This is a genomic window from Chryseobacterium ginsenosidimutans, assembly GCF_024807225.1.
GTDB classification, from domain to species: Bacteria; Bacteroidota; Bacteroidia; order Flavobacteriales; family Weeksellaceae; genus Chryseobacterium; species Chryseobacterium ginsenosidimutans.
In genome coordinates this window covers 1,995,827-2,014,077 of the sequence record NZ_JANUCO010000001.1, presented here as the reverse complement: position 1 = coordinate 2,014,077, position 18,251 = coordinate 1,995,827, and the positions used below count along the sequence as shown (strand labels likewise).

Here is an 18,251-nt window from a genome sequence, read left to right as displayed (position 1 = left end):
AATGCAGAGAAAAGACTTTATCAAGCTTTCTTCATTGAGATTTTTAGGCTTGTATTCTTGCGGGATTTCTAATTTTAAAAGCAATAAAAAAACATTGGCTATTCAATTATATACCATTCGCGATGCGGTTTCAGAAAACCTGGAAAAAGCTCTGGAAAATCTGGCGAATTTGGGTTTTACACAACTTGAAATCTACGGTTACAACGGAAATTTCTTTGGAAAGACACGAAATGAATTTCAAACTATTCTAAAAAATGTCGGTTTAAAAGTCATCAGTTCGCATCACACCACCGGAATTCTTCACAACGAAAAAGGAACTTTATTAAACGATTGGGAAAAATCCGTTGAAGATTTACACTTTATCGGTTCAAAATATATGGTTTGCTCTTATCTTTTTCCTGAAGAACGAACTATTGAAAATTACAAGAAACTCCCTGAATTACTTAATAAATCAGGAGAAATAACAAAAAAATCTGGAATTCAGTTTGCGTATCACAACCATGATTTTGAATTTGAAAAATTCGATGAAACAAAGAATATTTATGATTTTATCTTAGAAAATTCTTCACAAGATTTAGTTAAAATGGAATTGGATTTATACTGGATTTCAAAAGCAGGTTTAGATCCAATACTTTATTTTGAAAAATATCCCAAAAGATTTCCGTTGTGGCATGTAAAAGACATGAAATCCGAAACAAAAGATTTTGCCGAAATCGGAAACGGAACGATTGATTTTAAAAGAATTTTTGAAGCCAAAGAAAAAGCAGGTCTTGAACATTGGTTTCTGGAACAGGATTCCAGCGATAAGGATATTTTTGAAAGTATAAAAATCAGCAAAAAGTATATTTCGGAAAATAGTTTCTTTTTAAAATAATATTTATCTTTGCAACACAAAAGGAAATGGTGTTCTTCCTTACCCAACCGCTTTTCAAAAGCTGATGACGCCTGATTAGGAGATTATTAACAGTAATTAATCAGGTAAGTTATGTCTAAATTTCAACAAGATTTAAGCAGAAAAATAAAATTTCACACAAGATTTTTCTTTAGAAAATATCCGGCTTTACCTTATATTTTTAAGTGGCTTTGCATAAGTTTAATCATTGGAACTTTAGTAGGAACGGCTTCTGCAGGATTTTTACAATCGTTGGAATGGGCAACTAATTTCAGGGAAAATCATCTTTGGCTGATCGCTTTTCTTCCCGTTGCAGGCTTTTTGGTGGGACTTTTATATTATTATTTCGGAAAAGATGTTGAAGCAGGAAATAATTTGTTGCTTGAAAACATTCATGATCCAAAGGAAATTATTCCGTTTAAAATGGCACCTTTTGTTTATGTAGGAACCATTATCACTCACTTTTTCGGAGGTTCTGCAGGTCGTGAAGGAACGGCGCTTCAAATGGCGGGAGCGATTGCGGATCAACTGACAAAGCCTTTTAAATTAGATAAAAACGACAGAAAAATAGTACTCATTTCTGCGATTGCCGCAGGTTTTGGTTCTGTTTTCGGAACACCTTTAGCCGGAGCTGTTTTCGGATTGGAAGTTTTTCTTATCGGAAGAATTCGTTATAATGCCATTTTTCCGGCTTTTACCGCTGCAATTTTAGCGGATTGGGCAACGAATCTCTGGAATGTAAAACATACTCATTATCATATCGATTTTATTCCTAAACTTGAATTTTTGCCCATTTTATACAGTATTTTGGCAGGAATTACTTTTGGAATCTGTGCCGCAGCTTTCAGTAAACTGATTCATTGGGTGAGTTCTGTTTTTAAATCTAAAATAAAATATCCTCCGTTTCGTCCTGTAATTGGCGGAATCATTGTTGCAGCTTCCGTTTTTGCGATGGGAACAACAAGATATATCGGTCTGGGAATTCCAACAATTCTGGAGTCTTTTGAAAAACAGCTTCCTCTGTACGATTTTGCTTTAAAAATGATCTTTACACTTGTCACACTTGCCGCAGGATTCAAAGGTGGTGAAGTGACGCCTTTGTTTTTTATTGGCGCGACTTTGGGAAGTGCTTTATCATTATTTATTCCGCTGCCGTTTGGTTTATTAGCGGGAATGGGATTTGTGGCGGTTTTTGCCGGAGCGACGAATACTCCACTTGCCTGCATGTTGATGGGAATCGAGCTATTTGGCGTAGAATCCGGAATTTATATAGCTATTGCCTGTGTTGTATCTTATTTATTTTCAGGAAATAACAGTATTTATACAAAACAAAAAATTGGGGAAGCAAAAAATAGAAGGTTTGAAAATCTTAATGATAAAAGTTTTTCTGATTTGTAAAATCCTGTATGCAGATTAAAAAGTTATAAGATTCTTAATTTTTGCGAATTCGTTTTAAAAGTCTTTAAAATTTTATTCATTATCATTTTTAATTTGTAATTTTAAAAGGAGAAAGATTCTCAGAAAATATTTTTTACTCACCAAAATCTCAATAATTATGGAAAATATAAAATTTGAAGTATCTCCCTATCAAGACGAATTGCAGATATTAATTGATGAAAAAAAGACGGGTTATATGTCCATAAAAATTGATGGCAGACTGTTGATTGTCTATTATACCAAGCTTGACGAAGATCGTGAAGGGAAAGGTTATGCCAAAATGCTTCTTGATGAATTGGTGCGTTATGCCGAAGAAAAAGACTTATTGGTAGATCCTGAATGTGATTTTGTGAGACAGCAATTTGAAAATCATCCTTCGAGATATAAAGATATTTGGCACGCTTAGTTTAATCTTCCCACCAGATTTTGAACTGGTTGTCTGATTTATTCAGGTCAACGGGTTCGCCGATTAACGGGGTTAAAATATGTAGATTTTTATCTTTTCCGAGCTTTGTTACTTTCTCCAACGGTTCATTCCAGGCATGAAGAGCCAATGCGAATTTTGAGGAATGAACAGGAATAATATTCTTCGCATTCACATCAATACTCGCCTGAACAACATCTTCCGGCAGCGCATGAATGTATTTCCAGGCTTTGTTGTATTGTCCGTTTTCGATGATTGCATAATCAAATGGACCGTATTTTTCACCAATCATTTTAAAATGAGTGTCATAACCGCTATCACCTCCTAAAAATAACTTTTTGGTAGGAGTTTCCAGTACGTAAGACGTCCAAAGTGTGACGTTTCTTTTCACTTTTCTGCCCGAAAAATGTCTTGCAGGAGTAAAAATAATTTTAATATTATTCTTTAAAACAACTTCAGTTCCCCACTCTTCTTCAATTAATTGTTCGGGTTTATAGCCCCATCTTTCCAAATGTGCGCCGACTCCTAAAGGTAAAATGACCTTTTTTACTCTGTCTTTAATAGCTTTTACCGTTGGATAATCTAAGTGATCATAATGATCGTGAGTAATTATCAGATAATCGAGATTCGGAATATCTTCAGGTTTAAAAATATCTGCTCCGGTGAAAGCTTTATTGAAAAATTTAAACGGAGAACCATATAAACTCAAAACCGGATCAATCAAAAAAGAAATTCCATCCGTCTGAATATAATATGATGAATGCCCTAACCAAACGAAAACGTTCTGATCTTTCGGAATGTTTTTTAAATCTGTATGAACTGAAGGGATATTTTTTAATGGTTTTAAAAGCGGATCTTTCTTTTTGAAAAAGAAATCATACATCACTTTCGGCATGCTGTAACCTTCCGCCAATGACGGTGTATAGCTTAAATTCTGGAATTGTTTATCTTTATAATGCTTCGATTGCAGCATTCTTTCCAGTCTTTTTCCCTTCGCTTCTGCTCCGAAAACTTCCTGACCGGTAATGATGAAGTATAATAAAATTATTAAAACTACGATTGTAATAATTGTATATATCATTTCTTAAAAGTAAATATCAAATGTATGATATTAAATGATAAGACGATTTAAAAATGATAAACCTTTATTTTTAATTAAAAATTATGATGAATTTTAATAATTTCTTTTAATTTAATTAATAAACTTTTTAATTTTGAAATTCAAAAAACAAAAAGTGCAGAAGAGTTCTTTTATCTTGTTTTTGCTTATCATCATAACTTCTTGTGGATCAGTGAGAAGACATAATGAGCAACAGACAGCCTGTATTCCGCCGGAAAAACTGAAGGAAGATGTGGATTTCGCTTACGCAAAGCTGAAAGAAATGCATCCGCAGCTGTATTGGTATATCTCAAAGCAAGATCTGGATCGTAAATTCGACAGCATTAAAAGCACGATCAATGAATCGCTTACGCCGCTTCAGTTTTATTTTAAGCTGCAGCCTGTGATTTCAGAGATTCGGGAGGGACATCTTTCGTTGAGAATTCCATCCAAAAGAATTACAAAAAAAGAGATTAAAACATTAGAAAATAAAAAAGGAATGTTCAGCCGTTTTGAATATTATGTTAAAAACGATCAACTTTTTATTATTCAAAACAAAGATTCCATCGAAAATATTAAGCCTGGAACTGAAATTTTAACCATTGATAAAATTCCGGTTTCCGATTATATAAAAAGATATAAAAAATTGATTAGCAGTGATGGTTTTAACACGACTTTTCAACCTTATTTTCTGAAAGATCTCTTCTTTAATTATTATGTTGCCGAAAAAGGGTATGAAGATCGAGCCACTCTCGAAACTATATATAATGGAGAAAAAAAGACCTACCAATTAACCAGAGAATCAAAATCTGAAAATGACCTTAAGCAAGATAAAGAAAATAAAAAACGAACGCAGGAGAAAAAAATAAACGATTATATTGCTTTCAGTGATTCTTACAACAGGAATTTCAAATTTCTGGATAAAGACAGTACGATTGCCTATATAAAAGTGAAAAGTTTTTCGAGCGACTATTCTGAAAAATTTTACAGAGAAACTTTTAAAAAGATTAAAGAAGGAAAATCGTCTTATTTAATCATCGATATCAGAAATAATTACGGAGGTTTCTCTGGATGAAATCAATAATCTGTATTCTTATTTGAGTGCAGATCCTTATGTTTTGATAAAACCTTCGCAGGTAAATTCGAAAACAACTCCATTGAAAACCAATTATTTCAGAAAAAGCAACCCTTTTCAATATGTTTTTAAAACACTGACGTATCCTACTTTTTTCTTTGCCCAAACTTTCAGCACCTACGAAAAAGACAGAAAATTTTATTATAAAGTAAAACCTGATAAAAAATCGAAACCCAATAAAGATGCTTTCAACGGAAAAATTTTTGTTTTGATTAATGGTTCAAGCTTTTCTGCGTCTTCAATTATCACTGCCAAACTTAAAAACGATAAAAGAGCCATTCTTGTCGGTGAAGAAACCGGCGGTGCGAATGACGGAACTGTTGCCGGATTTTATTCTTATCAGACGCTCCCGAATTCTAAAATAGATCTACCCATCGGATTGCTTTTGGTACAGCCAAATATTACTTTTACAAACACGAAAAAAGGGGTACTTCCGGATGTTACAGTGCCAGAAACGATGCAGGATGTTATCGATAAAAAAGATCCTGAGATGGATTGGATTATAAAGGAAATTGAGAAAGAAAAGAAGAACAGTAAGAAATAAATTGTATCATTGTTTATGGCAAAAAAACTGTTTAAAATTGTTGCTTTTATATTCATTTCATGGTTTATTATTCATTCTTTATATATCACCATTGACGGCATTTCTGATCAAGGTAAAAATGCTGATCTCGCAGTCATTCTAGGAAGTAAAGTAAACGAAGACGGAACTTTATCAAAAAGACTGGAAAAACGTCTTGAAAGCGGACTAGATCTCTACAAAAACCATCGCGTAAAAAAGCTTCTGGTAAGCGGCGGATTGGGAAAAGAAGGTTTCTATGAAGGTGATAAAATGAAAGAATTTTTGGCATCAAAAGGTATTCCTGATTCTTTGATTATCGTTGATAATTTTGGAAATAACACAAGATTAACAGTAGAAAATACATTAAAATTAAGATCTAAACTAAAATTCAACAGCATTATTGTTGTTTCACAATATTTTCATGTAACGCGGACGAAGAAGTTATTTGAAGATCGAGGTTGTGAAAATGTCAGCAGTGTAAGTCCGAATTATTTTGAATGGAGAGATTTGTATTCAATTTTGAGAGAATTTCCCGCTTATTATATTCAATAGATTGAAACCTCATCATCAATTTTAAGAAAATCATAAAAGAAAATTAGGTATTTTTATCCTATGAAAAGTACATTTTTTTCCGTCCAGAAAGAGAGTTCTGCGTATTTCAAAAATATATTCAGTGATTCGATGTATCATATTTTTCTGTTTAACGGAAACGGGAAAATCATCGTTGATTTTGTAGAATATGACTTTACCGGAAAAACTGTATTTTTCTCTTCCCCTTTTCAGAATATTCAGATTGTAAGCGAAACTCAAATTGAAGTTGATGTTTTAAATTTCCACAGCGATTTTTATTGTATAGAATTTCATAAAAAAGAAGTTGCATGCAACGGTTTGCTTTTCAACAATATTTATCTTTTTCCTCATTTTTCGTTGAGTGAAGAAGTTTATCTGGAGATTTTAAATTACTTTTCAAAAATTCAGGAAGTAAATCATAATGAAGATTTTTCGGGTTCTGTTTTACAGTCATATCTTCAATTAATTTTAGCGATTTCAAGTCGTGAAAAGAATAAAATACTTCCTGATAAAGAATTAATTAAAGATGATTTTACCGAACTCAAATCTTTTCAAAATTTGGTAGAAGAGCATTTTCTTTCAGAGAAAAACCTGTCTTTTTATGCTGATTTGCTTCATGTAACGTCCAATACTTTAAGCAAAAAAATTAAATCAAAATTCAATAAAACGCCTTCTCAGATTATTCAGGAAAGAGTAATTCTGGAAGCGAAAAAGCAGATTCACCTCACAAGAAAATCGATTAAAGAAATAGCGGTAGAACTCAATTTTAATGATGAATTCCACTTCAGTAAATATTTCAAAAAATATGTAGGAATTTCGCCAACGCAATTCAGAAAAGAAGCAGGAATTTCGATCGTGGCAGATTTGTACAAATAACATCCATAAATGTCCATTTCATTGGCTTTCGGTTCGGCATAACTTTGTCAAAAAATAAATCATGTTAGAACTCTTAGCAAACTCACAGAAAAATTTCATTCATTTTTTAAGAATAAGTATTTTTATTGTCATGGCTTGGATCGGCGGTCTGAAAGCCTTTCATTACGAAGCGGAAGGAATTATTCCTTTTGTCGCAAACTCCCCTTTTATGAGTTTCATGTTGAATAAAAACGTTTCGGATGCAGATAATTACAAACTTCACAAAAACAAAGAAGGTGAAGTAATTCCGGAAAATGTAAAATGGCATGAAGCGAACGGAAACCTATAGTTTTTCCCTCGGATTGGGAACTGCAATTGTCCTGATCGGAATTTCAGTTTTATTAGGCATTTTCTATCCGAAAATTGGTGTCGTCAGTGGAATTTTAACGGCAATAATGTCTTTTGTTACTCTTTCATTTCTTATTACCACACCCGAAGTCTGGGTTCCTGATCTGGGAGGTTCCGAACATGGATTCCCTTTACTTTCAGGAGCGGGAAGATTGGTTATCAAAGATATTATTATGATGGGAGCAGGATTGGTTATCGCGTCAGATTCCGCGAAAAGTATTCTGAATTTGAAAAAGGTGTAAATTTTTATAATTAAAGGGTTTCGGCGGGCTTTCAGCCCGCCGAAACCTCCTTATTTTTTCAATTCTATTAAAAGATTTTCGATCTGTGTGATGTATTTACCATAAAAACTTTTAAACCACCACTTTCCAAATAAAAACAAACCAGGCATTACTACTATCATTGTTCCTATAAGAATACTTGCAACCTTTACATCTGATAAAGGAATCGGACGTGGAATAAATTCCAGAACGATTATTAATTCGCAGACCAAAAACGGTACAAAAGCAAGGTAAAATGAAAGATAATATTGTTTATTCAGATTAAACTGCTCCAGTAAATCCTTCAAACCATCATATGTTTTCATCATCGGGTCTGTCATATTTTTATATAATTTAAAGAACTGACTGAAAAAGAAAAAAGTTACAAAAACCATCGAAGCAATAAGAATGGTAAGATAAAATTTAAACTTAAAAGGTCCCGGAGATAAAGCAATCACAGCGAAAGCAAATACAAAAATACCGACGGTTGACCAAAATTCCATGCGCATATTTTTACGCATTTTTTCCAACGGAAGATTGATTTTATTACTCTGTTCAATGCTGATTTCAGGCGTTTCTTCAAAAAAATCGTCTTCGTTCCATGCATTTTTTAGTTCATCTATATTCATATGGGTTATTTTTTACGGATTATTTAATGAGAGTTACGCAATACAGGATAAGCTCGAATCCTGAATCTCGCAACCCGATTATTTAGAATTTAAAATATCTTTCAGTTTGTTTTTGGCGCGATTCATTTTCACTCTTACATTCCCTTCGGAAATCCCCATTTGGTCGGCAATTTCTTTTCCGGAAAAATCTTCCAGATAATAGAAAATAAAAGCTTTATCAATTGGGTTTAGCTGATGAATAGCCTTATACATCGCACTTAGTTTTTCTTCTTTTTCGCTGTCAAATTCTTCCTGAATAATTTTATAGTTAGAAAAATCTTCATTAGCGATAAAGCTTCTTCTTTTTTCGTTTTTAAGGAAAATAATGGCCGTGTTCAGCGCAATTCTGTACAGCCAGGTTGAAAATTCGCTTTCTCCTTTAAACTTCGGATAAGCTTTCCAGACCTGATACGTGATCTCCTGAAAAAGATCGTCGCGATCGTCTTTTTCATCCATATACATTTTAGAAATCTTGAAAATGATTCCTTTATGTTTTTCAATTTTTTCTAAAAATTCTTGTTCTAATGAGGCCATGGTTTCTTACTCTCTATGAAGTTAGTATCTGCTTAAAGAATATGTTACAGTTTTTTCTTAAAAATTTAGAGCCTGTTTAAATTTTACATTACAAATTTTTGTATCGAAAGACTTAAAGCTTCTTTCAAATGGAATCCGTTATTATTTTTAACGCAAAGATATTTTTACATCCCGCTTTATTTTAGAAAGCAAAGGCAAATAAAATTTGCTCACTTACATTAAATTAATATTGAATTAAAGCTTTGCGTTAAAAAATCAGTATTGCCTTTCTAATTGTTTGAATTAAATTTAAACAAACTCTAAATATAACTAAACAAAAAATCCCCAACAAATCGAAATTCGCTGAGGATTTATATATTTAAATAAAAAATTTAAACTAGAAAAGATAATCTGTGCTCAGGAAATTTGAGTCGTGATCTCTTACAATTGCATTTAATAAATTCTTGTTGGATTCCGTTAATTTTGCAGCCACCAAAGAACGAATTGAGAACGAACGAAGCGCATCAAAGACAGAAAGTGTACCTTCTGCACTGTCTTTTCTTCCTGTAAAAGGGAAAACATCAGGACCTCTCTGAGACTGACAATTGATGTTTACACGGCTTACCAGATTCACAAACGGATCAATCAATTTTGAAACTTCCAGCGGATCTTCACTGAAAATACTTACCTGCATTCCATGATCTGCATTCACTTGATAATCGATCGGCTCTTCAATATCATCAAACGGAACAACAGGAATTATGGGACCAAACTGCTCTTCATGATACAATTTCATATCGCTGTTTACAGGATAAACAACCGCAGGAAAAACGAAAGATTCTTCTGTAAATCCGCCATTCCCATTAAGAACTTTTGCTCCTTTTGCCAAAGCATCATCAATACATTCTTTCAAATACGGAGGTTTATTTACTTCCGGAAGTGGGGTGATTTTCACGTCTTTCTCCCAAGGAAGTCCACCTTTCATTGCAGAAACTGCAGCCGTTAATTTTTGAGTAAATTCTTCTGCAACATCTTTTTGTACGAATATCAATTTTAATGCTGTACAACGTTGTCCGTTAAAAGAAAGTGATCCTAAAATACATTCGCTTACTGCAACATCTAAGTTTGCATTTTTCGTAACAATAGCAGCATTTTTTGCATCTAAACTTAAAATAGCCCTTAAACGATTAACTTTAGGGTGAAGTTTTTTCAATCCATTCGCCACTTTACTTGAACCGATGAACGCCAAAACATTCACTTTTCCGCTTTCCATGATCGGTGTGATGATTTCAGAACCTTTTCCGTATAATGTATTTACCGTTCCTTTCGGGAAGGCTTCTTTGAAAGCATTTAATAAAGGATAATGCGCTAAAACGCCATGTTTAGGAAGTTTAAACAAAATGGTATTTCCCATAATCAAAGCAGGAATCAACGTTGTGAAAATTTCGTTTAAAGGATAATTGAAAGGTCCCATACTCAAAACAACACCAAGCGGAGCTCTTCTGATTTGTGCAATTGTACCTTCCGCCTGTTGGAAACGTGAAGATTCTCTGTCTAAATCCTTCAATGCGTCGATGGTCTGATTGATATAATCTACCGTTCTGTCGAATTCTTTCGTAGAATCTGCCAATGTTTTTCCGATTTCCCACATCAATAATCTAATCACCAAATCACGCTGCTGAATCATTAGAAAAACAAATTTCTCCATACATTTTATACGACCTTCCACAGACATTGTCGGCCATTCTCCCAATCCGTTGTCATAGGCTTTTACACAAGCTTCCAACACATCCATCGCTTCTTTCGGACCGATATTCGGGATGCTTCCCAACAGTTTTCTCTGCAATCCGTTTTCTGTAGGAATGCAAACCGGTGAATAGATATTTTGTACATCACCACTCCACTCTACCAATTCTCCGTTTAAGAGATAAACTTTCTGGTGAATTTCGGGAACTTTATATTCTTCGGGAATTTCATTTTCAGATTTAAATATTTCATGAAATGATGCTGTGTTTGCTGAATCCATAAATCTTTTATTTTTTTAATAGTGTTAGTGTAAAATTTGAATAGAATAAAGGTAGCCGTAAAAATTGGTTTTAAAAAGAGCACATTAATAGATTTGTTCTATTTAATAGGTTTTTGAATTAAAATTAATCTTAGAGACTAGAAAAAAGAATAATTTTGTTTAAAATAAAAATTCATGTATTCAAAATTAATTTTAAGCACGTTGTTATTTTTCTCAGCCTTGAGTTTCGCTCAAAATTCTAAAACAGCCAACACTGTTTTGATGGGCGGAAAAGCGGTACATACTTACGCCAAACTGCCATCAGTAAACAAAGCAGCACCAAAGTTCACGCTTACAGACGTAACGATGAAAGACCAGACTCTTGAATCTTATAAAGGAAAATTCTTGATTCTAAACATCTTCCCAAGTGTAGATACGGGTGTTTGTTCGGCTTCTGTACGCCATTTCAACGAAGATGCTGCCAATATTGCGAACACGGTTGTTCTTTGTATTTCTAAAGATTTGCCTTTTGCTCAGAAGAGATTTTGTGGCGCAGAAGGGATAAAAAATGTAGTAATGCTTTCGGATTTCCGTTCTGATTTTGGAAAAACGTATGGCGTAGAAATTACAGATTCTGTGATGAAAGGTCTTTTGAGCAGAGCGGTTGTCGTGATCGATCCTTCAGGAAAAATTGTTTATGAAGAACAGGTTGCCGATATTTCGCATGAGCCTAATTATGAAGCAGCGATTAAAGCAGTGAAAAATTAAGTTGCTATCTTTTAGAATAAATTTAAAACCTCTGATTATTATCGGAGTTTTTTTACTTTTTTACCCTTTTTCGTGGTCACCAAAATTACTCCATTTTTGCCATCTTCTCCATAAATTGCCGTTGCAGAAGTACCTTTCAAAAGATTCATTGTTTTTATAGATTTGGGATCTAATTCCTGTAACTCTTTTAAGCTCATAATTTTTTTATTAACTACGATCAACGGATTCGAATGAGTACTTGCGCTTGAATTGGCTCCACCAATCGTCATTTGCCGACTCCCGGATCCGTCTTTTGGAATTTGATTGATATTCAATCCCGGAAATTTCCCCTGAATTTCTTGTATTTTATTTTCCTGAGCTTTAATTAACTCTTTTTCCGATACAACAGTAGTTGATCCAACCATCATTGTTTGAGTAGTTCGTTTACTAAATCCCATGATCACAACTTCTTTTACTTCTTCTGCTTTTAAAGTATCATTTGTTATATTTTGTTGTGCATTCACAGAAACAATTCCTCCTGTTGTCAGCATAAAACCGACGGCAAATTTCGAAAAAAGTGAATTGATATAAGAATATCTTAAATCTCGATTGAGTTGTGATTGATTAAAATTACCACAAATATTCTCTGAAGTATTCGAAAAAACATCTATAATTTCTTCATCGGAAGCAATAGTAAAATCTCTGACTGTTTTAGCACAGACAGAACAAAATCTCCCTTTTTCTTCTGGCGTCATCGTTCCCCAGTTTTCATGACATGGTTTTGGAATAGTGATTTTCATAGTAATCTCTTTATAGTAAAGATGCTTTATTTTTGAAAAAGGTTGGAAAGCATTGTAAATTTAATTTTAAATCAGAAATAAATTATAAATCTACCGTTAGACTTCACACCAATATTTTTTATAATTTATCTATATTTGAAAAAATTTTGACAAAGTGAAGGAAGAAAATATCAATAAATTGAATTCTCTGTTTTCAAATTTAAAAACGGAAGAACAAAAATTGAAAGAAAGCCTGGAAAAGAAGAAAAGCGAAGAAGATTTGTTTATTGAAGGTTTTAAAACGGTATGCAAAAACCTCATCGAACCAAAAATGCAGGAATTCAGAAGAATGCTGCGAGAAAATGGATTTGGCTGTAAAGTAGCATTTAACGAAGAAAATAAAAACGGATTGGGCTTCAATTCTCAAACCAATATAAAACTTCAGATTTCAAGAAATATTGATTCTAATTTTTACGCAAACGATAAGTTTCCCCATATCATGTTTGTTGCCGACAAGAATTTAAAAAGAATCGGAATTCATCAGGATACTATTTTCCAAAACGGAATAGGAAACTGCCGCTATGAAGGAACAAACTTACACCCTTGAAACTCTCGATGAAGAAAATATAGAAAGGGAAATCCTTCAGTCGATTGAAAATATATTAATGAACAGATAAAATATAAAAACCTGCCATACAGCAGGTTTTATGATATCTGAAATATTTTATCTCGGAACATTCTCAAGATGAAAATATCTCGGATCAGGATATTGAAATTCAAAATCCAACTCTGACATTAATTTTGACGGCGATATTGTTCTTCCTGTTGTCTTTCGATCTCCCGAATATGGCAGATCTTTCTGAGCATTAATCACCTCTTCTTTATTCGGATGAACCGGAGCGACCACATTATACACTTTGGATTGAGACTGATTGTCCAGCATTTTTTCAACCACCGAGCAAATATCCGCGTAATGAATATGATTCACCAAGAGATCCAGATTGGAAATATTATAATTCTTCAACAATCGCTGATCGCCCATTAATCCTGCCAATCTCAAAATATTGGTTTGAGGAAATACATTTAATATAAAGTTTTCGCTGTCAACATTTTCAGCAGATTGATCATCTTCTGTAAAGTCTTTTTCAACTTCAGGATAAACTCCGGTTGAACTCATCAGAAACAACTGACCTTTATAATCTCCTAGAAATTTCAATAGAGTTTCCTGTCTGTCTTTCATTGAAATCTGCGCTCCTCTGATCCCTGAAAACGGAACGGTAATAATGATGGAATCCAACTGTGAAGCAACGTCCCACTCCGTCATTTCTTCTGATACCTCATCCGGAAAATCGACCAATATTGTGTGATAGCCTTTTGAGGTTAGTGCTTCTATTTTAGATTCGGAGGTGGTGGTTGCAAAAATTTCATATCGATCGGATACTCTTTCTGCAATATGAGTTCCCAACCAGCCGCAACCGATGATTCCTAGTTTTTTCATTTGATTTATTTATAATTTCAAAAATATCACTTTTAATGGTAATATTCATCAACAAGAATTATTTCCATAACGTTTGTCATCGCTAGAAAAAAGTATGGAAGATTCCTCCGCTAGCGCAAGCTTCCAAGCTTGTGCTCTAAAAGATAAGGTACGAGCAAGATAATCGCACCAGCGTAAAAAGACGATATTTTCTCACTATAATAACAATAAAAAAAACCGATCTCGCGGATTTGTAATCCGTGAGCAAACAAAATAAAGCACGGATTATAAATCCGCGCTATCATAAAAACAAAAAACCTGCCTCACAGCAGGTTTTCAATATCTAAAAAGTTTTAAAACAAATCTTCACTCACTCATCATTACTTTGTAAATTTATCAGAACTATATTAAATGAAAAAAACAATTGCTTTTTTAAGTTTAGCTTTAATGATTTCCTGTCACAAACATCAGGAAATAAGAAAGATTACATCCCTAAAAATAGATACTCCCGCAATTGTAAAGAAAGATATTATTGTACAAGATTCAATTTTTGAACAGGAAATAATTTGCGATTCTATATATCAAAATAAAAATTATAAAATTGTTTTAAAACATTTTTCATGGGAAGCAAACTATGAAGAGAGTGATAGAAACACGGTCTTTATCTTTAGTAAAAAAATAAACGGAAAGTATAAGGAACTTTTGCGCGATTCTATTGAATCTCATGTCGGAGCTTATGAATTTCGGGATTTTAACGGTGATAAAATCAAAGACATTCTCATCCAGAATATTTCTGACGTTAGAAGCAACTGGACATATTATTTATATTTGGTAGATCTTAAAAATGACAAACTGACGAAGGTTAAAAATTTTAATCAGATTAAAAATCCACGTTACTTGTCACAATACAATTTAATCGATAATGAAGTAATGTCTGGAAGAAACTGGACTTCGTTTTATCAGATTAAAAAAGATACGATTTATGATTTTGGATATGTAATTTACAATGGTATGGATGATGACGGAAATATTGTTGATTTTGAAAAAGAATATAGTAAGATATTATCGAAAGTTCTGAAAAATAAAAACTATAAGTAAAATTTAATAAAATATTTGAATTTATTTACATGAAAAATAATTATCCTGTTTTGGAGTTTAATTTTCATTCCCCCGCTAGCGCAAGCTTCCAAGCTTGTGCTCTAAGAGATAAGATACGAGCAAGATGCTCGCACCAGCGTAAAAAGACGATATTTTCCTCACTATAATAACAATAAAAAAAAACCGATCTCGCGGATTTGTAATCCGTGAGCAAACAAAATAAAGCACGGATTATAAATCCGCGCTATCATAAAAAGAAAAAACCTGCCTTACAGCAGGTTTTTCAATATCTAAAAAGTTTTAAAACAAACTCTCATCCACAAAATTCGGAAGCGTCACTTTCAGATTAGGTTCGGCTTCCATTGCTCTTTTAATAGCAAAAACAGCACCTTCATTTCTTGCCCAGCTTCGTCTTGAAATTCCGTTATTCACATCCCAGAAAAGCATCGATTTTAATCTTCTGTCGGCATCATCGCTTCCGTCAAGTAACATTCCGAAACCACCGTTGATCACTTCGCCCCAACCAACGCCGCCACCATTGTGAATGGAAACCCAGGTTGCACCACGGAAACTGTCACCAATCACATTGTGAATCGCCATATCTGCCGTAAATCTCGAACCGTCATAAATGTTGGAAGTCTCTCTGTACGGTGAATCAGTCCCCGAAACATCGTGGTGATCTCTACCCAAAACGACTGCTCCTATTTCACCGTTTTTAATAGCTTTGTTGAAAGCTTCTGCAATTTTCATTCTTCCTTCTGCATCGGCGTACAAAATTCTTGCCTGTGAACCGACCACCAATTTATTTTCCTGTGCTCCTTTGATCCACTGAATATTATCCTTCATTTGCTGTTGGATTTCTTCAGGAGAATTTTGCTGAATTTCTTCTAAAACTCTGCACGCAATTTCATCTGTTTTTTGTAAATCTTCAGGTTTTCCGCTTGTACAAACCCAACGGAACGGTCCGAAACCATAATCGAAACACATCGGTCCCATAATATCCTGAACATAACTCGGGAATTTAAATTCTCTTCCCAACGTCGGATTATCAGACATTACATCGGCTCCGGCTCTTGACGCTTCCAATAGAAATGCGTTTCCGTAATCGAAGAAATAGGTTCCTTTTTCTGTATGTTTATTGATGGCTGCAGCGTGTTTTCTCAATGTTTCCTGAACTTTTTCTTTGAATAATTCAGGGTTTTCTGCCATCATTGTATTAGATTCCTCAAAACTTTGTCCGACAGGATAATATCCTCCTGCCCAAGGATTGTGAAGCGAAGTCTGATCTGAACCGATATCGATTCTTAAATTTTCCTGATCAAATTTCTCCCAAACCTCAACGATATTTCCAAGATAAGCCAACGAAACAGTTTCTTTGTTTTCCTGAGCTTTTCTTACTCTTTCTACCAATTCATCAAGGTTTTCATGGATTTCATTCACCCAACCTTGATCATGACGGATTTTAGTAATTTTCGGATTTACTTCTGCAATAACGGTAACACAACCCGCAATATTTCCTGCTTTTGGTTGAGCTCCCGACATTCCACCAAGACCTGAAGTCACGAAAAGTCCACCTTTTGGATCTTTATTAATTTTTCTAAAAGCATTTAAAACCGTAATCGTCGTTCCATGAACAATTCCTTGCGGACCGATGTACATATAACTTCCCGCCGTCATTTGTCCGTACTGAGAAACACCCAACGCATTGAATTTTTCCCAATCATCAGGTTTAGAATAGTTCGGAATTACCATACCGTTCGTTACAACAACTCTTGGCGCGTCTTTATGAGAAGGAAATAATCCCATCGGATGACCGGAATACATTGTCAACGTCTGTTCATCCGTCATTTCAGACAGATATTTCATCGTCAGAAGATATTGAGCCCAGTTGGAAAAAACAGCACCATTTCCACCATAAGTAATCAATTCGTGAGGATGTTGCGCAACAGCATAATCCAGATTATTTTGAATCATCAACATAATTGCTTTTGCCTGCTCAGATTTCCCGGGATATTCAGCAATATCTCTGGCTTTCATCTCATAATCGGGACGAAAACGATACATATAAATTCTGCCGTATTTTTCTAATTCTTCTCTAAATTCCGGCAATAATTCTGCATGAAACTGAGGTTCAAAATAACGTAAAGCATTCTTTAACGCTAATTTTTTCTCTTCCTCTCCTAAAATATCTTTACGTTTCGGAGCGTGATTGATATTGGTTTCGTACGGTTTCGGCTGCGGTAACTGGCTTGGAATGCCCTGTTGTATCTGTTCCTGAAAAGTCATTTATTATTGATCGTTATTTATAGTTGATAGATTTTTGTGGTTTTAAAGATATTCAAAATAAAAAATATGAAGCAAATTACTGATAAAGGAATTAGAAATCTATTTTCAGCATTCACACAAAGCAAAATAAAATTGATCATAAACATGATAAAATGTATGACAGAATAATGGAAATCCGTAATTCGCCGGAGCAAAAAAATAATGAAATAGCTCAGGAAATAGATTGGATAAGTCAAAATAAAAATAGAAAAGTTGTAGATAGGGTTTCCAAAAACTCCTTCAATATCAACTCCACCAAAATTTATCGTTTCATTAACTCCATACGATCCCATTTCACTTTCTGTAGAAAAGAAATACAATATAATTATTGCCAAAACAGGAAGGATAAATACAAAAAACAGGTATTTTGTACATATTTTTTTCATAAAATGAAACAGCGATTATGGGAAAAGTTTTAACAAAATTAGCGGATAAGAGAGTAGATTAAAACCCCAATTCCGGCATAAGCAACAACAGTAATAATATCGGCTATCGGTTGTGAAAAGCGTTTTTCCGCAATTTTCTCGCCATTGATCTGGTTCTTATGGAATTTCAGAATTTTTTTAGGATTATGTATTGAGTGTGCAACCAGACTGTCGCTTTCCCACTTGTCAACTATTACTTTATAGGTCTTACCATCAACGTCAATTTTTACATTTTTGTTAGGCGTAAGTTTCTCCTGAATATTGATCGGGATAGGCGTTTGTTGTGAGTTGGGTTGTGGGGATTCAGCTGTTATACTTTTCATTTGCATAGAAGTATTATTAACAATAGCTGCATTATTTTTAAATTCCTGCTTATTGTCGGTCGCTGTATCCTTTGGTTTTTTAACCTGATAAGTATAGCAACTAATAAGAGAAAATGATATAATGATGAGATAAAGATTCTTTCGCATTAGCCAAATTTAAGAATTAAACGGAATATTTACTATTTTCTTTTGAAAGATCCTATTAAAAAATCTCTGTATTATTCCAGATCTTGTTTTTTGTTTTGATAA

18 protein-coding genes, 1 pseudogene and 1 riboswitch are annotated in these 18,251 nt (G+C 33.8%); of the genes and pseudogenes, 11 read left to right on the top strand and 8 right to left on the bottom strand.

Annotated features, from left to right (window positions below; all coding sequences use genetic code 11):
• The first annotated feature begins 1 nt into the window (after position 1).
• The 3 genes from J3D55_RS09595 to J3D55_RS09585 all read left to right on the top strand — a co-directional run bounded on the left by J3D55_RS09595 (position 2) and on the right by J3D55_RS09585 (position 2,735).
• Positions 2-874 (top strand): sugar phosphate isomerase/epimerase family protein, encoded by an 873-nt coding sequence (locus J3D55_RS09595; RefSeq protein ID WP_259130635.1) that lies wholly within the window; start codon positions 2-4, stop codon positions 872-874.
• A gap of 13 nt (positions 875-887) precedes the next feature.
• Positions 888-955, top strand: a riboswitch (Fluoride riboswitch).
• Positions 956-985: 30 nt separating this feature from the next.
• Entirely contained in the window at positions 986-2,290 is a 1,305-nt protein-coding gene (locus tag J3D55_RS09590; RefSeq protein WP_259130633.1) for a voltage-gated chloride channel family protein, read from the top strand.
• Positions 2,291-2,447: 157 nt separating this feature from the next.
• Positions 2,448-2,735, top strand: coding sequence for a GNAT family N-acetyltransferase (locus J3D55_RS09585; RefSeq protein WP_259130632.1), 288 nt, complete (start codon positions 2,448-2,450; stop codon positions 2,733-2,735).
• Between the two features lies 1 nt (position 2,736).
• On the opposite strand, the gene J3D55_RS09580 is transcribed toward J3D55_RS09585, so the two are convergent.
• Positions 2,737-3,834 (bottom strand): MBL fold metallo-hydrolase, encoded by a 1,098-nt coding sequence (locus J3D55_RS09580; RefSeq protein ID WP_259130630.1) that lies wholly within the window; start codon positions 3,832-3,834, stop codon positions 2,737-2,739.
• A gap of 154 nt (positions 3,835-3,988) precedes the next feature.
• On the opposite strand from J3D55_RS09580, the gene J3D55_RS09575 reads away from it, so the two are divergent.
• The 5 genes and pseudogenes from J3D55_RS09575 to J3D55_RS09555 all read left to right on the top strand — a co-directional run bounded on the left by J3D55_RS09575 (position 3,989) and on the right by J3D55_RS09555 (position 7,624).
• Entirely contained in the window at positions 3,989-4,927 is a 939-nt protein-coding gene (locus J3D55_RS09575) for a S41 family peptidase (protein WP_259130629.1), read from the top strand.
• Positions 4,928-4,949: 22 nt separating this feature from the next.
• The gene (locus J3D55_RS09570) at positions 4,950-5,531 is read left to right on the top strand and encodes a S41 family peptidase (RefSeq protein WP_259130627.1); all 582 of its coding nucleotides are present in this window, start codon (positions 4,950-4,952) and stop codon (positions 5,529-5,531) included.
• 15 nt (positions 5,532-5,546) lie between these two features.
• A complete protein-coding gene (locus J3D55_RS09565; RefSeq protein WP_259130625.1) occupies positions 5,547-6,101 on the top strand; it encodes a YdcF family protein in 555 nt (184 codons plus the stop codon).
• A gap of 60 nt (positions 6,102-6,161) precedes the next feature.
• The gene (locus J3D55_RS09560; RefSeq protein ID WP_259130624.1) at positions 6,162-6,995 is read left to right on the top strand and encodes a helix-turn-helix domain-containing protein; all 834 of its coding nucleotides are present in this window, start codon (positions 6,162-6,164) and stop codon (positions 6,993-6,995) included.
• 61 nt (positions 6,996-7,056) lie between these two features.
• Positions 7,057-7,624, top strand: a pseudogene (locus J3D55_RS09555) (DUF417 family protein).
• Positions 7,625-7,674: 50 nt separating this feature from the next.
• Here J3D55_RS09555 and J3D55_RS09550 read toward each other — a convergent pair.
• From J3D55_RS09550 to J3D55_RS09540, 3 genes are all read right to left on the bottom strand, one after another.
• Positions 7,675-8,271, bottom strand: a complete 597-nt coding sequence (locus J3D55_RS09550; RefSeq protein ID WP_259130622.1) for a hypothetical protein — start codon at positions 8,269-8,271, stop codon at positions 7,675-7,677.
• Between the two features lie 78 nt (positions 8,272-8,349).
• The gene (locus J3D55_RS09545) at positions 8,350-8,844 is read right to left on the bottom strand and encodes an RNA polymerase sigma factor (RefSeq protein WP_259130620.1); all 495 of its coding nucleotides are present in this window, start codon (positions 8,842-8,844) and stop codon (positions 8,350-8,352) included.
• 376 nt (positions 8,845-9,220) lie between these two features.
• The gene (locus J3D55_RS09540; RefSeq protein WP_259130619.1) at positions 9,221-10,849 is read right to left on the bottom strand and encodes an NADP-dependent glyceraldehyde-3-phosphate dehydrogenase; all 1,629 of its coding nucleotides are present in this window, start codon (positions 10,847-10,849) and stop codon (positions 9,221-9,223) included.
• A 174-nt stretch (positions 10,850-11,023) separates the two neighbouring features.
• Between J3D55_RS09540 and tpx the strand changes: the two genes are divergently transcribed.
• Complete coding sequence (gene tpx / locus J3D55_RS09535; RefSeq protein ID WP_259130617.1) at positions 11,024-11,596, top strand: thiol peroxidase; 573 nt, start codon at positions 11,024-11,026, stop codon at positions 11,594-11,596.
• A 38-nt stretch (positions 11,597-11,634) separates the two neighbouring features.
• On the opposite strand, the gene J3D55_RS09530 is transcribed toward tpx, so the two are convergent.
• Positions 11,635-12,375, bottom strand: a complete 741-nt coding sequence (locus J3D55_RS09530; protein ID WP_259130615.1) for a TonB-dependent receptor plug domain-containing protein — start codon at positions 12,373-12,375, stop codon at positions 11,635-11,637.
• A 154-nt stretch (positions 12,376-12,529) separates the two neighbouring features.
• Between J3D55_RS09530 and J3D55_RS09525 the strand changes: the two genes are divergently transcribed.
• On the top strand, positions 12,530-12,961 hold the full coding sequence (locus J3D55_RS09525; RefSeq protein WP_259130613.1) for a hypothetical protein: 432 nt from the start codon (positions 12,530-12,532) through the stop codon (positions 12,959-12,961).
• A 117-nt stretch (positions 12,962-13,078) separates the two neighbouring features.
• On the opposite strand, the gene J3D55_RS09520 is transcribed toward J3D55_RS09525, so the two are convergent.
• Positions 13,079-13,852: a Rossmann-fold NAD(P)-binding domain-containing protein gene (locus tag J3D55_RS09520; RefSeq protein WP_259130612.1), complete on the bottom strand. Its 774-nt coding sequence runs from the start codon at positions 13,850-13,852 to the stop codon at positions 13,079-13,081.
• Positions 13,853-14,242: 390 nt separating this feature from the next.
• Here J3D55_RS09520 and J3D55_RS09515 point away from each other — a divergent pair, with 390 nt between their 5' ends.
• The gene (locus J3D55_RS09515) at positions 14,243-14,929 is read left to right on the top strand and encodes an XAC2610-related protein (protein ID WP_259130610.1); all 687 of its coding nucleotides are present in this window, start codon (positions 14,243-14,245) and stop codon (positions 14,927-14,929) included.
• A gap of 300 nt (positions 14,930-15,229) precedes the next feature.
• Here J3D55_RS09515 and hutU read toward each other — a convergent pair whose 3' ends face one another.
• Both hutU and J3D55_RS09505 read right to left on the bottom strand, forming a co-directional pair.
• Positions 15,230-17,215, bottom strand: coding sequence for a urocanate hydratase (gene hutU, locus J3D55_RS09510; protein ID WP_259130609.1), 1,986 nt, complete (start codon positions 17,213-17,215; stop codon positions 15,230-15,232).
• A gap of 463 nt (positions 17,216-17,678) precedes the next feature.
• The gene (locus tag J3D55_RS09505; protein ID WP_259130608.1) at positions 17,679-18,149 is read right to left on the bottom strand and encodes a hypothetical protein; all 471 of its coding nucleotides are present in this window, start codon (positions 18,147-18,149) and stop codon (positions 17,679-17,681) included.
• Positions 18,150-18,251: the final 102 nt, after the last annotated feature.

Bases quoted from the DNA above. Each gene is read 5' to 3' on its own strand.
- J3D55_RS09595 (WP_259130635.1), top strand. From the start codon at position 2: ATGCAGAGAAAAGACTTTATCAAGCTTTCTTCATTGAGATTTTTAGGC.
- J3D55_RS09590 (WP_259130633.1), top strand. From the start codon at position 986: ATGTCTAAATTTCAACAAGATTTAAGCAGAAAAATAAAATTTCACACA.
- J3D55_RS09585 (WP_259130632.1), top strand. From the start codon at position 2,448: ATGGAAAATATAAAATTTGAAGTATCTCCCTATCAAGACGAATTGCAG.
- J3D55_RS09580 (WP_259130630.1), bottom strand. From the start codon at position 3,834: ATGATATATACAATTATTACAATCGTAGTTTTAATAATTTTATTATAC.
- J3D55_RS09565 (WP_259130625.1), top strand. From the start codon at position 5,547: ATGGCAAAAAAACTGTTTAAAATTGTTGCTTTTATATTCATTTCATGG.
- J3D55_RS09560 (WP_259130624.1), top strand. From the start codon at position 6,162: ATGAAAAGTACATTTTTTTCCGTCCAGAAAGAGAGTTCTGCGTATTTC.
- J3D55_RS09550 (WP_259130622.1), bottom strand. From the start codon at position 8,271: ATGAATATAGATGAACTAAAAAATGCATGGAACGAAGACGATTTTTTT.
- J3D55_RS09545 (WP_259130620.1), bottom strand. From the start codon at position 8,844: ATGGCCTCATTAGAACAAGAATTTTTAGAAAAAATTGAAAAACATAAA.
- J3D55_RS09540 (WP_259130619.1), bottom strand. From the start codon at position 10,849: ATGGATTCAGCAAACACAGCATCATTTCATGAAATATTTAAATCTGAA.
- tpx (WP_259130617.1), top strand. From the start codon at position 11,024: ATGTATTCAAAATTAATTTTAAGCACGTTGTTATTTTTCTCAGCCTTG.
- J3D55_RS09530 (WP_259130615.1), bottom strand. From the start codon at position 12,375: ATGAAAATCACTATTCCAAAACCATGTCATGAAAACTGGGGAACGATG.
- J3D55_RS09520 (WP_259130612.1), bottom strand. From the start codon at position 13,852: ATGAAAAAACTAGGAATCATCGGTTGCGGCTGGTTGGGAACTCATATT.
- J3D55_RS09515 (WP_259130610.1), top strand. From the start codon at position 14,243: ATGAAAAAAACAATTGCTTTTTTAAGTTTAGCTTTAATGATTTCCTGT.
- hutU (WP_259130609.1), bottom strand. From the start codon at position 17,215: ATGACTTTTCAGGAACAGATACAACAGGGCATTCCAAGCCAGTTACCG.
- J3D55_RS09505 (WP_259130608.1), bottom strand. From the start codon at position 18,149: ATGCGAAAGAATCTTTATCTCATCATTATATCATTTTCTCTTATTAGT.